The following is a 15,080-nucleotide window of genomic DNA, read 5'->3' on the forward strand; positions in this document are numbered from 1 at the left end:
TTTCTTGACCGAAGTCCAAAATCCATCGTTTTATGAGCAAAAGTCCCCCATTTATGCACAAATCCAACTGCTTTAACCGTCTCTTTTAAAAGATATAGATGAAGCAGACGAACTGTTCAGTAGCCCTTTCTGGTTTAGTCTGTTACAAAGTCTATCAGCCGCAGAGCAAACCATCCATTATCACGGGTGGCTAGTTTTCTTACTAAACACCTTCTCACTATCCTCGAATTTTCAACATCAAAATTTTCATATTACTAAATTTTTTTTAGTACTACAAAAAAACAGGTAGACAATTTTAGTTATACTGTATTATATTTTATATAAGTAAAAAATTCAGAATATTAAACGAGGTCCAATATGGAAAACATATATGAAAAAATACGTTTACTTCGAATTCAACAAGATCTTACATTAAAGGAGCTAAGTGATAAAACTAGTTTGTCGGTTAGCTTTTTATCACAAGTAGAGCGGGGAAATAGTTCTTTAGCAATCACTTCCTTACAAAAAATTGCAGAAGGTCTTGGAGTTTCGATCTCTTATTTTTTTCAGGAGTCAATTGAAACTAAATATTATACTCCTGCTAAAGATCGAAAATCGTTTCAAATTGAACGCTCTAATGCAGTATATGCAAGGCTAGGTGGTGAATTTGAGGGGAGAGCACTCGAGCCAATCTATATTACTTTGGCACCATACCAAAAACAAGAAGTTGCATTCAATCACCCTGGAGAAGAGTTCTATTATGTATTAGCAGGGGAGGTCGTAATGAATGTTGATGAACAGGAGTACCACATGAAGGCTGGAGATTCAATCCATTTCCCTTCAACTGTCGATCATGCTTGGTACAACCCAACAAATGAATCAGTTCATATTATTAGTGTTCTTACACCTTCAATATTTAAAAATTAATGGTTTGTCGCTAATTGCGACAAATCATTTATTATAAAAATTACATCATTTTAGTAGGAGGTTTTTAGCGTGAGAGTAGCAACTGATATAGGAGGAACTTTTACCGATTTAGTTTTTTTAGACGAGAATGGTCGAATTGGCGTCGCGAAAAGTGATACGACTCCACCTAATTTTGAGCAAGGTGTTATCGATGTTATGACTAAAAGTGGAATACAAGGTGATGCAATTCAAGCATTTATTCACGGTACTACAGTGATTATTAATGCATTAACTGAACGAAAAGGTGTTAAAACAGGTTTAATCACAACAAAGGGTTTTAGAGATGTTATTGAAATAGCACGTGGGAATCGACCAGATTTATTTAATGTACGATATCAAAAACCAACTCCATTTGTCCCACGACATTTAAGATTTGAAGTAAGTGAACGATTAAATTATAAAGGTGATATATTACAAGGCATTAATTTAGATGAAGTTAAAGTCGCGGTAGAGCAACTGAAAAAAGAAGGCGTTGATGCGATCGCTGTTTCATTCCTCCATGCATATGCTAATCCAATTCATGAAAAAGCAGTTACTGAAATGATTCAACAATTATGGCCAGAAGTATATGTAACAGCTTCTAGTGATATTACAAAAGAATGGCGTGAATACGAGCGAACAAATACAGCGGTATTAAATTCATACGTTAAACCGATTGCGGTATCATACATAGATCGATTAGAGAAAAAATTACAAGATGTAGGAGTTTCGGGCAATAAATACATCATGCAATCGAATTCTGGAACGACAACTTTTAATCAATCGAAAGAATCACCAATTAATATGGTTGAGTCAGGCCCGGTAGCAGGAATATTTGGAGCAGCGATTCTAGGTAAATTACTAGGTGAGGAAAATATAATTGCTTTTGATATAGGTGGAACGACAGCTAAATGCTCTTTAATTAATAAGGGTGAGGTAAAGGTAACTACTGATTATCGAATTGAGCGAGATGAACGAAACGCTGGATATCCAATTAAAGTTCCTGTCGTTGACATAGTAGAAATTGGTAATGGTGGAGGATCAATTGCTTGGATCGACGGTGCGGGCTCTTTAAAAGTCGGGCCACAGTCAGCTGGGGCACTTCCAGGTCCAGTGGCTTATGGACAAGGAGGCGAAGATCCAACTACAACCGATGCAAATTTAGTGACTGGTAGACTTTCTCCAAAAAATTTCAAGAACCCAGTAGATTTAGAATCAGTTCGGGGAGCAATTCAAAATAAAATATCGGAACATTTCGAAATATCCGTTGAAGATGCAGCACTTGGTATTATTCGTATTGCTAACTCTAATATGTTAAATGCATTAAAGCTAATTTCAGTTCGAAAAGGGTATGATCCAAGAGAATTTTCACTTGTAGCCTTTGGTGGTGGTGGTCCGATGCATGCCATGTCCCTTGCAAAAGAGCTAGGAGTGCGTAAAGTAATCATTCCAATTGCTTCTTCAGTATTTTCGGCTTGGGGTATGCTAATGACGGATTTACGCCAAGACTATATTCAAACTTATATTCGAAGAGTTAATACGATTGATTTTAATGAGATAAATTCAGAATGGGCAAAAATTGAAGAAAATGCGATTGAACAATATAAGGTTCAAGATATTTCTGAAAAAGATGTTGTATTCATACGTTATGCTGATATGAGATATCTTGGCCAAGAGCATACAGTAAAAGTTCCAATTCCAAATGGACTATTAAATTCAGAAACTATGAAAGTTATTGTTGAGCGTTTTCACCAAATACATGAACAACAATTTACTTTTAAATTAGAAGGGGCACCTACTGAAATTGTAAATCTACATTTAACGGCATTAGGAAACGTTCAAAAACCTAATATAGCAAAATTAAAAAATATTGGAGATAACGCAGAAAGCTCAATTAAAGAGGTTAGAAATGTGCTATTTGAAGACTATGGATGGATCAAGACAAATATTTACGAGCGAGATTTATTAAATGCTGATAGCAAGATAGATGGCCCAGCTATTGTAGAAGAACAAACATCTTCTACGGTACTCTATCCAAATCAATCATTAACAGTAGATCCTTATGGAAATTTAATTATTGAGACTGGGGTGTAATAAATGAATAGTCATCAAGTACAGGAAAAGGTAGATCAGTTTACTTTAGAAATTGTAAAAGATTCTTTAATTGCAATTGGAGAAGAAATGTTTCATACACTTGCACGTACTTCTATGAGCCCTATCATTTATGAGGTTTTAGATTTCGCAAGTGGACTTACTGATGATAAAGGACAGCTGCTTACTCAAGGAAATGGCGTAACTGGATTCATCGGGATGCTGACCTTTATGGTTAAGCAAACTTTAAAGAAATTTGGTCAAAAAGGTGATTTAAAGCCTGGAGACATCATTATTATTAATGACCCTTATGGTGGCGGTGGTTCGCATCTTTCTGATGTTGGGCTTGTAATGCCAATCTTTTACGAAGGTGAAATTGTTGCATTTTCTGCAAATAAAGCACACTGGACTGAAGTAGGTGGAAAAGATCCAGGCTCTTGGACAACCGATTCTACTGAAATTTTTCAAGAAGGTTTACAGTTTCCATGCGTCAAACTATTCGACGAAGGTAAGATCAACCAACCACTTGTAGAAATTATTGCAGCAAATGTTCGTTTCCCGGATTTATCTTTAGGAGATATGTGGGCACAAGTAGCGGCCTTGAAAACTGGCGAAAGACGTTTTGTGGAATTGTGTAGCAAATATAGTAAGTATATTGTAAAAGAAACAATTGAACATTTACTTCATCATGGAGAACAAATTTCCCGTAAAGAGCTATCAAAGTTACCAAAAGGGGTTTTTGAAGCTGTAGATTATATCGACGATGATGGAATTGGGAATGATCCATTTAAAGTACAAGTAAAAGTTACGATTACTGATGAGGAATTTGTTTGTGACTTTTCTGGAAGCCACCCACAAGTACTCGGACCAGTCAATTGCTCATATACAGCCCTAGTTTCAGCAGTTAGAGCAATATTTTTAGCAGCAACTAATCCTTCTCAGGATGTAAATGATGGTGTATTTAGACCACTAAAAGTGATTGCCGAGGCACGATCTATCTTTTCAGCAGAAAGACCAGCTGCAGTTTCCACCTATTGGGAAACTATGCTCTATGGTTCTGACTTAGTTTGGAAAGCTTTAGCGCCAATCTTACCTGATCGATTAACAGCTGGGCATTTGCTATCAGTTTGTGGAGTTGTATTATCTGGAATACATCAAGATACAAATGAATCATTCTTAATTGTAGAACCATCAGTAGGAGGATGGGGTGCAGGAGACGGAATAGACGGTGCTGTAGGCCAATTTTGTATTGGTGATGGTGAGACTTATAATGTACCAGTTGAAGTAGCTGAAGCTCGTTATGGCATTATGGTAGAAGAATATAGTCTACATACAGACGGAGCTGGTGCTGGTGAATATCGTGGTGGCTCTGGAACTGTTAGATCTTATACTGCAATGACCGATGGACAGACTGTAACTGCAACTTTTGGTAGGAACAAGTACTTACCATGGGGGATTAACGAAGGAAAAGATGGTTCTCGCAACGAATTTGAAATTGTTAAGGCAAATGGTGAAGTACGTGGTCCTTATGGCAAATTTGCTCGTTTTCCACTCCAAAAAGGTGACACTGTACGTTTAATAACTGCTACAGGTGGTGGATTTGGTAATCCATTAGATCGTCCGATTGAAAAAGTAATAACTGACGTTAAAAATGGTTATATCAGCTTAGAACAAGCAAGTGAAATTTATGGTGTGAAATTAAATCCTGATACTTTACATGTTGAGAATATAGTAAATGGAAGATTAAATTGAGGTGAGAGACTAATGTTACTCGTTAATACAGACAAATTGACTACAGATAATGTGCCGTTTGTATCTTTAAAAACAATTTTTAATGAAAACAGTATTGAAGGAGGAAAAACACAGTTTGGTACTGTTTTAGTTCCACCAAAAGCTAGAATTCCAATTAGCGGATTCGGTTCTCATAATCAAGATGAATATTCAATTGTTATTAAGGGGTCGATCTACACAGAATCTGCAGGTGAAAGTTTTCATCTAACAGCTGGTGACGCTACCTTAATTCCAGCAGGGGAAGAACATTGGGCGATCAATGATAGTGATGAAGATTGTGAGATTGTTTGGGTATTAGTTGAGAGATGAGAATAAAACACACATAATTTAAGTCATTACTCTTTATCTAACAGATTATTTTTCCTGACTTTATGATCGTCAAAGACAAGGATTCTAAAAATAGATCAAAATAATTTAACAATTTAAATGTTTAGTTTACTAATGAACGACAGCCACTTTCTTTAAAAATAGAGAGTGGCTATTGTTTTTCTATTCAACCAAGTAAATTCAATATAGATTAGTTGACTTCATACCCATCAGGGTATATAGTTCATTTTAACTATTATAAAGTTGTTCCATAGAAAGGGTGTATTTTAATGTCTTATGATGATCAAATAAAAAATAGAGTGAGAAGAATTGAAGGCCAACTTAGAGGCATTTTAAAAATGATGGATGAAGATAAAGGATGTAAGGAAGTTATCACTCAGTTATCTGCAGTAAGAGCGGCTATGGATCGCACAATTGGAGTAATTGTTAGTACTAATCTTATAGAGTGTGTCAGACTAGCTGATGAAAATGGCGAGGATGCAGAAGAAATTGTAAAAGAAGCTGTTAGTTTATTAGTTAAGAGTAGATAAAGTAAAAATCACTTTTAGGATGCACATTTCAAGAACATAATGTGAAAGTAGGAAATAAATGGATATATTAAATGGTATAATCATTGTGTTAATAGCTTATTTTCTAATGCAAACTTTTCTACCTGTCAAGGGAGTAAAGCAAATATCAACAGATGAGTTAAAAAATGAATTGAAAAATAAAGAGAAACAATTCATAGATGTTAGAACTTCTGGAGAATTTAAGGGAAGAAATATTAAAGAATTTAAAAATATCCCACTACATATTTTAAAGAATAATGTTAATGACTTATCTAAAGAGCAAGAAACAATTATTATTTGTCAAAGTGGCGTAAGAAGTAAAAAAGCTTGTAAAGTTCTTAAAAAGATGGGTTATACGAATATTACGAATGTTAAAGGCGGAATGGGTGCCTGGTCTTAGAAAAGGAGAAAATAACATGAAAGAAATCACTGCAGAGAAGTTAGAAAGCTTATTAAAGGAAGAGAAAGACGTTAATATTATTGATGTTCGTGAAGTAGATGAAGTAGCCAATGGAATGATCCCTGGTGCAACTCATATTCCACTTGGTTTAATTGAATTCCGTATGTCAGAATTAGATAAAAATAATGAATATATTGTTGTATGTCACGCAGGTGGTAGAAGTAGTCGAGCAGTACAATTTCTAGAAAGTCATGGATTTAATGTTGTGAATATGACTGGTGGAATGCTAGCTTGGACAGGAGAAATTGAGTAATTTCAATATGTCTCGCCCTTTGATCCATAAAACTATGTTTAAAAATTGCTTATAAATAATGATAAGCAATTTTTTTTATGTAATTTTCGTAAATTAACGATTAAATTTTATGATCAAAAAGACTTTCTATTGACATAAAAAACAGAATATTCTTATAATTAACTAAATATAATGATTCTCTAACTTCAAAGTAAATAAAGTCGCTTTTTCTTTTCCAAGTTGAAAATTATTGACCTATTTCTATTTTAAAGGATGTTTTAGATGAATCAAAACAGTATATTAAACCATTTTCCATATCCATTTAAAGAAGATTCTTATCGTTACTCCAATAATTCTATTCTATTAAAACCACCAGCAAGCATCGAAATTACTCCTAATTATGAGAACGAAATAAACTTAAAAAGGAGACTTTTAAAAACAGTGCCCACCCATTGTTACCAAGCATTACCTACTAGTATAGAAGGTCAATGGGAAATAGTAGAATTAGTTATTGATCATTTAACAAAGTATTATCCTACACATTTTGAAGTTTATAAGAAAAATGCAAATTGGACGCTATATAATAAGTTGCTAAATGAAGAACAACAATTTATTTTTGGTGATTTATCCTCAACTTTTGGTGAACCATTAAATATGATTGGCAAACATATTCAAGAGGATTTAATTTATATGAGTCAACGTGACGACGATTTATTTCTAGATGCTGGCCATCTTTGTTTTCCTTCAAATTGGTCACTTGCATTTAAATTAGGAATGAAATTTAAAGAGATTCACCAACCAATCCCAATGTTTAATGAAAACTCATTAGATGACAGAATACTGCGCTTCTTAAAAAATATTGAACAAGGAACACCTTGGAGCCGGAAAAATTGGTCTTTAATGGCAGGAAATCGACTGGACACTTCCTTAGAAACTTTCGATCTATGGGGGAAGGACAGAAAAAATGTTACTAGTGAAAATGCTGGGAAATTTGTTCATTTACGTGTTGAAGTTCAAAAGCTATTTAGGTTATCAGTTAGTAATGGACTTCTTTTTACCATACATACTCACATAATATCATTAGAGCAATTTTCTTTAAATAAAGTATGGCTTAAACAGTTTTATACAATATTAAGTGAATTACCAGATTTCATTTTAGATTATAAAGGAATATCTTTATATAAAACAGAAGTACTAACATACTTAAAAAATAAACTTGATGAAGTAGGGTAGGATGAGATGAATAATTTAATAGTTGAAAAAGCTAGTTTTATAGATGGTAAAAGAAAATATTTAATCTGTTCAAATCATCGGGGAATGGAGCTAATTCAACCGATATTTGAAAAACTGCTTGAGAAAAACTATTCATTCGATTTTGTATTTATTGGATTTGATACAAGTCCTAATCAATATAAAACGAATATAAAGACTTGGTTGGAAAATCAGAAGATGGGCAGCTATTTATATATCGCACTAAGTAAGGAAGAACTTAAAAATGTTAGACCAATCATTGAAGATGTTGGCTTTTTTGAAGATGAAGTCCAATATGTGGGCTATGGAGAGATGAATTCGAAGGTCTTTTGTTGTCGTTGTCATAGTTTAACAGAATTAGTTAATCTACAATTTGGTTGTGAAATTAAATGCCAAAACTGTCAGTTGTTACTTTCGGTCTCTAATCACTATTCAACGTTGTATGATGCATACTTAGGAAATATAGCTAAATTATAGATGGGGGTGTATGTATTGAATGAGAATACGATACTAGTACGTGTTTGCAAAATAAAGCAAATAACACAACAGGTTAAAGAATATAGTTTTGTTCCAGTTGATCAATTTAATCTCCCTGCTTTTAGTGGTGGTTCTCATATTAATACATATGTTAATGCAGGAAATGAAATGATTTGCAGACCTTATTCAATAATTGAGCATTCGCTTTTTGATAACACTTATAAAATTGCTATTCATCTAAGTACGGAGTCAAAAGGAGGATCGGAATATTGGCATATACACGTTGAAGAAGGTGATCAACTACAAATAAGCTACCCAAAAAATCACTTTCCATTAAGTAAAAGAGCTAAGCATCATGTGTTTTATGCAGCAGGGATTGGGATCACTCCATTTATTTCGATGATGAAGGATTTAAAAAGTCAAAATAAATCGTTTGAGCTTCATTATACTTCATCAACAAATAAAGGCTGTGCATATTATGATTTCTTAATAGAAGAATATGGGGATAAAACATCATTTTATTTTACAAAAGAGATTAATCCTAAAAGACTTAATGTCGAAACGCTTTTAGATCATTCTATTGGTACACATGTCTATTTTTGTGGCCCTAATCGTTTTATCTCGCAATTTAATGAAGCTGCTTATGCATTTGGCTACCCTAAGTCAAGTGTACATATGGAGATTTTTACGCCTCGATTAGTTCCTGACACAAAAGCATTTGAGGTAAAGCTATCGAATGGAACGACCAAACAAGTTCCAATTGATAAAACTCTATTAGATGTTTTGCTTGATGAAGGAATAAACATACCATATTCTTGCAGAGTTGGTAGGTGTGGCTCTTGTGAAGTGAATGTCATTGATGGACAAGTTGATCACCAAGATTTTTTATTAGATGACGAACAAAGAAAAAGTAATAAGATGATTTTAACTTGTGTATCAAGAGCAAAGTCACATCAAATAGTCCTTGAACTATAAATTTAATGCGATTTTAAAACGAATAAAACAGCTATTTTACATGGTAAAATAGCTGTTTTATTTTTAGCCATCGACCCTAAAAATAAAATTCTAAATATAGTTAATTATAAAATCATTTAAAAAATGCATAATTTTCATAATTTTAGAGGATTTTCTAAATAGTTTGTCGAATTTTTAATTATTCTTTGCATTTCTATTCTTAATGAAAAGAATAATCGACTTTATAATCTAATTATTTTGATTAAATGAAGAGATCAAGAAAGGAGTGGCTTTAAACATGTCAGAAAATACAAAAACTTCGAACCATAACTTGGAAGAAAATTTATTTACTGAATTTCCAAAGCCAACTGCACAAGAGTGGAGAGATGTTGTAGAAAAATCCTTAAAAGGAGCCACTATTGAGGAAAAGCTTGTTACAAAAACATATGAAGAAATCGCTCTGAAACCAATGTATGGTGATGAGGATCTCGCTAACTATCCTTATTTAAAATCACAACCGGGAGAATTTCCATATGTTAGAGGGACAAACGAGCAAGGGTATTTGGATCAAGCATGGGAAATTTGTCAGGAGATAGATTGTGCTTCAGCAGAGGAATTTAACCGAGTTGCAAGACATGATTTAGACAAAGGACAAACGATGTTAAAAATCCGACTAAATGATTCAGTAGAAACTAATAATGGAAATCCGAAAAAAGGGTTAATCTTAAAATCAGTTTCTGATTTTAGAACAGCCTTCCAAAATATTAATTTAGAGGAAGTTCCTTTATATATAGAAACAGTTAATGGCGGCCAAGCATTTTTTGGTACGTTTATCGCATACTTACAACAACAAAATTACGATTTAACGAAAATTAAAGGCTGTCTTGGAATGGATCCTTTAAGTAATTTAGTAAAAGATGGGACCCTTCCATATAAAATTGAAAATGCTTACAAAATGATGGGCGAGATAACAAAATGGTCAGTTAAAAACACACCAAATCTAAGAAATATTTTAGTTCAATCTCATCCATACCACGATGCTGGCGGAAATGCAGTGCATGAATTAGCATTTGCTATATCGTCTGGCCTAGAGTATTTACGTGAAATGGATCAACAAAAAGTTTCGCTTGATGATGCTGCTTCAAAAATGCTTTTCTCATTTTCAATTGGATCAAACTTCTTTATGGAAATCGCTAAATTGAGAGCGGCTAGAATGATATGGGCAAGAATTATAAAAGAACTAGGTGGAAATGACGCTTCACAAAAAATGAAAATTCATTCTCGAACTTCTGCTTGGACGAAAACAATATATGATCCTTATGTGAATATACTCCGTGGAACTGTTGAAGCATTTGCTGGAGTGATTGGTGGAACAGATACTCTTCATATCTCGCCGTTTGATGAATCAATTAAACCTTCAGAAGAGTTTTCAAGACGAATTGCCAGAAATACACATTTAATACTTGATAAAGAATCAAATTTATCAAAAGTGACAGATCCAGCTGGTGGTTCATGGTATATCGAATCACTTACTTATACTTTAGCCGAGAAAGTATGGGAACTTTTCCAACTGATTGAAGAAAAAGGCGGAATGCTTAAAGCAATCCAATTTGGTTTACCTCAGGACTTAGTTAGTAAAGTAGCTAATGAAAAAATAAACAATATAAAAACTAGAAAAGATAAGTTTATAGGAACAAATATTTTTCCAAATTTGAATGAAATTCCTTTAGAAACTAAAGGTGCAAAAAATTCGAATGAAGTGAACTTAGAAACTAGTAAAAATGAAAGTTTAGAATTTTTAACTGAAGTAATTTCATTAAATGGTAGTTCAGTAGAGGATACAATTGATGCGGCAAATAATGGTGCAGCAATCGTGAATATATTACATGCAATGAATTTAGAAAAATCGGATGGCCTAATTGTTAACCCGTTAACAATCCATCGAGGGGCTCAATCTTATGAGGAATTACGTCAAAATTCTCAAAAGTTTAAGGATACTAATGGTGAATTCCCAACAGTTTTTGTAGCAAATTTTGGTCCAGTTGCAGCTTATAAACCACGAACAGATTTTGTTACTGATTTCTTTGAAGTTGGTGGATTTAAGGTTTTACAAAATAAAGGGTTTACTTCTATTGATGAAATAGTCGATGCATTTAAAAATTCAGAATCTACTATTGTAGTAGTTTGCTCAACCGATGATCAATATTCAGAGAACGTACCGACTATATGTAAGCAGATTAAAGGACAAAATCCAAATACAAAAATACTATTAGCTGGAAAACCATCAATAGAGGAAATGGATTTATTTAAACAATATGGAATTGATGATTTCATCAATATGACTGTTAATAATTTTGAAACATTAGTAAATCTGCAACAGAATGGAGGGTTTATGAAATGAACAAACTAACAGACTTTACAAAAATACCATTTAAAACAGCATTTTCAGAACCAAATATAACTCCTCCTAAATCGTTGGAAATTCATAATGAAGATTGGAAAACGTTAGAACAAATTGATGTAAAGCCTTTATATGATTCAAATGATCTAAATAATATGGAACATTTAGGCTATGTATCTGGTATTGCTCCATTTTTAAGAGGGCCTTATCCAGCGATGTATATAAACAAACCTTGGACAATTCGTCAATATGCTGGCTTTTCTACTGCAGAAGAGAGTAATGCATTTTATCGAAGAAATTTAGCTGCTGGTCAAAAAGGATTATCAATTGCCTTTGATTTAGCTACGCACCGTGGTTATGATTCAGATCACCCGCGAGTAGAAGGTGACGTAGGAAAAGCAGGAGTTGCAATCGATTCGATCTTAGATATGAAAATTTTATTTGATGGAATTCCTTTGGATAAAATGTCAGTTTCAATGACGATGAACGGTGCTGTACTTCCAGTTTTAGCATTTTATATTGTTGCTGCTGAAGAACAAGGTGTACATCAGTCTCAACTTACAGGAACAATTCAAAATGATATTTTGAAAGAATATATGGTTCGTAACACATATATTTATCCACCAGAAGCATCGATGCGTATTATTGCTGATATTTTTTCTTATACTTCAGAACATATGCCTAAGTTTAACAGCATCAGTATATCTGGTTACCATATGCAAGAGGCAGGAGCAACTGCTGATATCGAACTTGGATATACGCTAGCAAATGGATTGGAATATGTACGAACAGGATTAAAAGCGGGAATTGATATTGATTCATTCGCTCCTCGATTATCGTTTTTCTGGGGCATTGGAATGAATTACTTTATGGAAATTGCCAAAATGCGAGCAGGTCGTTTACTTTGGGCAAAATTAATTAAATCATTTAATCCAAAGAAAGAAAAATCGATGGCCTTAAGGACACATTCACAAACTTCTGGATGGAGCTTAACGGAGCAAGATCCATTTAATAATGTAACTCGTACTTGTATTGAAGCGATGGCGGCTGTATTAGGACATACACAATCACTTCATACGAACGCATTAGATGAAGCGATTGCGTTACCTACAGATTTCTCTGCACGAATCGCGCGTAATACGCAGCTATATTTACAAGAGGAAACTGGAATATGTAATGTAGTAGACCCTTGGGGTGGTTCATATTACGTTGAATCATTAACAAATGAATTAGTACGTAAAGCATGGGCGCATATTCAAGAGGTTGAATCATTAGGTGGAATGGCAAAAGCAATTGAGACTGGTTTACCAAAGATGAGAATTGAAGAAGCTGCTGCAAGACGCCAAGCTCACATTGATTCAGGGAAAGAAACGATTATTGGTGTAAATAAATATCGCCTTGAAAAAGAGGATCCATTAGATGTTTTAGAAGTTGATAATACTGCCGTTCGCGAAGCGCAGATTATGCGTTTACGTGAACTACGTGCTTCAAGAGATGAAGTAAAAGTTCAAGCAGCATTAGCCGCAATTACGGAAGCTGCTGAGTCGGGAGAAGGTAATTTGTTAGCGCTTGCAGTTGAAGCAGCTAGAGCTCGTGCAACATTAGGTGAAATTTCGGATGCTTATGAAAACGTAGTAGGTCGTCATAAAGCAGTCATTCGTTCAATCATGGGCGTATATAGTGCTGAATATGGCGAAAAAGACGAAATCGAAGTTGTACGCAAGATGGCGGATGATTTTGAAGAAACAGAAGGTCGTCGTCCAAGAATTATGATTGCAAAATTAGGGCAAGATGGGCATGATCGTGGTGCGAAAGTAATCGCAACTGCATTTGCCGATTTAGGCTTTGATGTGGATATCGGACCATTATTCCAAACACCTGCAGAAACAGCACTTCAAGCAGTTGAAAATGATGTTCATGTTATTGGAATGAGCTCATTAGCAGGCGGTCATAAAACATTGCTGCCACAATTAATGGAAGAGTTGAGAAAGTTAGGTCGTGAGGATATTGTTCTAGTTGCTGGAGGTGTAATACCAGCCGGTGATTATGAATTTTTATTAAATAACGGAGCTGCAGCAATATTTGGACCTGGTACTGTTATCCCAGTAGCGGCACAAAAAGTAATCCAAGAAATCAATCGTCGACTTGAGGATTCAATTTAAATGGATTATGAAAATAAACGAAAGAAAAAGCTTTCAGAAGACGACTATGTAAATGGCGTACTTGAGGGGAATCGCACGATTTTAGCCCAAACAATTACGCTGATTGAAAGTAATTCGTCAACACATGTGATTACCGCCCAAAATGTGTTGACTAGATTGCTACCTCACTCAGGTCGCTCCATCCGGATTGGAATTACTGGGGTTCCAGGAGCCGGTAAAAGTAGTTTAATAGAAAGCTTCGGAACATATTTGTGTGAACTAGGACATAAAGTTGCTGTTTTAACAATTGATCCAAGTAGCACAATTACTAAAGGTAGTATTTTAGGAGATAAAACTAGAATGGATTCACTTTCAAAGAATCCAAACGCATTTATTAGACCATCTGCTTCAGGAGGATCCCTTGGTGGAATCGCACGTAAAACGAGGGAATCAATGTTAGTCTGTGAGGCAGCTGGCTACGATGTAATCTTGATTGAAACCGTAGGTGTTGGACAAAGTGAAGTACAAGTTCGTTCGATGGTCGATTTTTTCCTTTTAGTAATGCTAACTGGTGCAGGTGATGAGCTGCAAGGTATAAAAAAAGGAATTATGGAGCTTGCAGATTCGATCGTGATCAACAAAGCTGATGGCCAAAACATAATTAAGGCCAAAGCTGCGAGAGCTGAATTTAATCGAATCTTACATTTGTTACAACCTTCAACGCCAGGATGGATTAGTAAAGCATATACAGTTTCCGCGTTGCTCGGTGAAGGCATTGCTGAGATTTGGACTGAAATTAAGTTGTTTAAAGAGATGACGTCTGAATCAGGCTACTTTTCTGAGCGCCGTCAAAGACAAATGATTGATTGGATGTACAACATGGTTTTTGAACAATTGAAACATAGCTTTATAAATCACGAAGGTGTTAATCAAAATTTAAAAACGATCGAAAGTTCAATTATAAATGGGGAGTTAACTGCGACGTTAGCTGCGAAATATTTATTATCAATTTTTGAAGGCAATAGAAAGGAGTTATTGTAATGATCGAGACAAAGCCTAAAAAAATAAATCATATCGGCATTGCTGTTAGAGATTTAGAGACTTCTATTCAATTATATACGAATATACTCGGCTTAAAACTGATTGGAATCGAAACGGTTGAAAGTGAAAAAGTGCGTGTAGCATTTATCGAAATTGGAGAAGTGAAAATTGAACTTTTAGAAGCTACGAGCAATGAAAGTCCGATTGCCAAGTTTATCGAGAAAAAGGGCGAAGGAATTCACCATATCGCTTTAGAAACAGAAGATTGTGAGAAACAATTAGAAATCATCAAGGAACAAGGAATTAAACTGATTAACGAAATTCCAAAAGAAGGTGCACATGGGAGTCTAGTTGCGTTCCTTCATCCTAATTCAACAAATAAAGTTTTAATTGAGCTATGCCAACCATCATCAAGTGTTACTAGAAAGGAAGTTGAATAAAG

Annotated in this window: 14 protein-coding genes; all 14 read left to right on the plus strand. The window is 34.5% G+C overall.

Annotated features, from left to right (window positions below; translation table 11 throughout):
* Positions 1-357: 357 nt before the first annotated feature.
* The 14 genes from CN601_RS24000 (at position 358) to mce (ending at position 15,078) form a co-directional block, all read left to right on the plus strand.
* The gene (locus tag CN601_RS24000; RefSeq protein ID WP_098172552.1) at positions 358-906 is read left to right on the plus strand and encodes a helix-turn-helix domain-containing protein; all 549 of its coding nucleotides are present in this window, start codon (positions 358-360) and stop codon (positions 904-906) included.
* Between the two features lie 69 nt (positions 907-975).
* Positions 976-3,018 carry a hydantoinase/oxoprolinase family protein gene (locus CN601_RS24005; RefSeq protein ID WP_098172553.1) on the plus strand — a complete coding sequence of 681 codons (2,043 nt, stop codon included), beginning with the start codon at positions 976-978 and terminating at the stop codon, positions 3,016-3,018.
* Positions 3,019-3,021: 3 nt separating this feature from the next.
* The gene (locus tag CN601_RS24010) at positions 3,022-4,767 is read left to right on the plus strand and encodes a hydantoinase B/oxoprolinase family protein (RefSeq protein ID WP_098172554.1); all 1,746 of its coding nucleotides are present in this window, start codon (positions 3,022-3,024) and stop codon (positions 4,765-4,767) included.
* Positions 4,768-4,779: 12 nt separating this feature from the next.
* Positions 4,780-5,115, plus strand: coding sequence for a cupin domain-containing protein (locus CN601_RS24015; RefSeq protein ID WP_098118210.1), 336 nt, complete (start codon positions 4,780-4,782; stop codon positions 5,113-5,115).
* A gap of 287 nt (positions 5,116-5,402) precedes the next feature.
* The gene (locus CN601_RS24020) at positions 5,403-5,663 is read left to right on the plus strand and encodes a metal-sensitive transcriptional regulator (RefSeq protein ID WP_098118211.1); all 261 of its coding nucleotides are present in this window, start codon (positions 5,403-5,405) and stop codon (positions 5,661-5,663) included.
* A 58-nt stretch (positions 5,664-5,721) separates the two neighbouring features.
* Complete coding sequence (locus tag CN601_RS24025) at positions 5,722-6,081, plus strand: rhodanese-like domain-containing protein (RefSeq protein ID WP_098172555.1); 360 nt, start codon at positions 5,722-5,724, stop codon at positions 6,079-6,081.
* 16 nt (positions 6,082-6,097) lie between these two features.
* A complete protein-coding gene (locus CN601_RS24030) occupies positions 6,098-6,394 on the plus strand; it encodes a rhodanese-like domain-containing protein (RefSeq protein WP_098172556.1) in 297 nt (98 codons plus the stop codon).
* 261 nt (positions 6,395-6,655) lie between these two features.
* Entirely contained in the window at positions 6,656-7,606 is a 951-nt protein-coding gene (locus tag CN601_RS24035) for a heme-dependent oxidative N-demethylase family protein (RefSeq protein WP_098172557.1), read from the plus strand.
* 6 nt (positions 7,607-7,612) lie between these two features.
* Positions 7,613-8,101, plus strand: coding sequence for a hypothetical protein (locus CN601_RS24040; protein ID WP_098172558.1), 489 nt, complete (start codon positions 7,613-7,615; stop codon positions 8,099-8,101).
* A gap of 6 nt (positions 8,102-8,107) precedes the next feature.
* Positions 8,108-9,076, plus strand: coding sequence for a PDR/VanB family oxidoreductase (locus tag CN601_RS24045; RefSeq protein WP_257131805.1), 969 nt, complete (start codon positions 8,108-8,110; stop codon positions 9,074-9,076).
* A 277-nt stretch (positions 9,077-9,353) separates the two neighbouring features.
* Positions 9,354-11,456, plus strand: coding sequence for a methylmalonyl-CoA mutase family protein (locus tag CN601_RS24050; protein ID WP_098172560.1), 2,103 nt, complete (start codon positions 9,354-9,356; stop codon positions 11,454-11,456).
* Positions 11,453-13,618, plus strand: a complete 2,166-nt coding sequence (gene scpA / locus CN601_RS24055; RefSeq protein WP_098172561.1) for a methylmalonyl-CoA mutase — start codon at positions 11,453-11,455, stop codon at positions 13,616-13,618. Before CN601_RS24050 ends, scpA begins: the two co-directional genes overlap by 4 nt.
* Positions 13,619-14,638: a methylmalonyl Co-A mutase-associated GTPase MeaB gene (gene meaB / locus CN601_RS24060; RefSeq protein WP_098172562.1), complete on the plus strand. Its 1,020-nt coding sequence runs from the start codon at positions 13,619-13,621 to the stop codon at positions 14,636-14,638.
* Positions 14,638-15,078, plus strand: coding sequence for a methylmalonyl-CoA epimerase (gene mce, locus CN601_RS24065; RefSeq protein WP_098118221.1), 441 nt, complete (start codon positions 14,638-14,640; stop codon positions 15,076-15,078). Before meaB ends, mce begins: the two co-directional genes overlap by 1 nt.
* The last annotated feature ends 2 nt before the right edge of the window (positions 15,079-15,080 follow it).

This window comes from Bacillus sp. AFS017336 (assembly GCF_002555445.1).
In the GTDB taxonomy this organism is placed as follows: domain Bacteria; phylum Bacillota; class Bacilli; order Bacillales; family Bacillaceae_G; genus Gottfriedia.

Bases quoted from the DNA above. Each gene is read 5' to 3' on its own strand.
- CN601_RS24030 (WP_098172556.1), top strand. From the start codon at position 6,098: ATGAAAGAAATCACTGCAGAGAAGTTAGAAAGCTTATTAAAGGAAGAG.
- CN601_RS24040 (WP_098172558.1), top strand. From the start codon at position 7,613: ATGAATAATTTAATAGTTGAAAAAGCTAGTTTTATAGATGGTAAAAGA.
- CN601_RS24000 (WP_098172552.1), top strand. From the start codon at position 358: ATGGAAAACATATATGAAAAAATACGTTTACTTCGAATTCAACAAGAT.
- meaB (WP_098172562.1), top strand. From the start codon at position 13,619: ATGGATTATGAAAATAAACGAAAGAAAAAGCTTTCAGAAGACGACTAT.
- scpA (WP_098172561.1), top strand. From the start codon at position 11,453: ATGAACAAACTAACAGACTTTACAAAAATACCATTTAAAACAGCATTT.
- mce (WP_098118221.1), top strand. From the start codon at position 14,638: ATGATCGAGACAAAGCCTAAAAAAATAAATCATATCGGCATTGCTGTT.
- CN601_RS24010 (WP_098172554.1), top strand. From the start codon at position 3,022: ATGAATAGTCATCAAGTACAGGAAAAGGTAGATCAGTTTACTTTAGAA.
- CN601_RS24015 (WP_098118210.1), top strand. From the start codon at position 4,780: ATGTTACTCGTTAATACAGACAAATTGACTACAGATAATGTGCCGTTT.
- CN601_RS24050 (WP_098172560.1), top strand. From the start codon at position 9,354: ATGTCAGAAAATACAAAAACTTCGAACCATAACTTGGAAGAAAATTTA.
- CN601_RS24035 (WP_098172557.1), top strand. From the start codon at position 6,656: ATGAATCAAAACAGTATATTAAACCATTTTCCATATCCATTTAAAGAA.
- CN601_RS24025 (WP_098172555.1), top strand. From the start codon at position 5,722: ATGGATATATTAAATGGTATAATCATTGTGTTAATAGCTTATTTTCTA.
- CN601_RS24020 (WP_098118211.1), top strand. From the start codon at position 5,403: ATGTCTTATGATGATCAAATAAAAAATAGAGTGAGAAGAATTGAAGGC.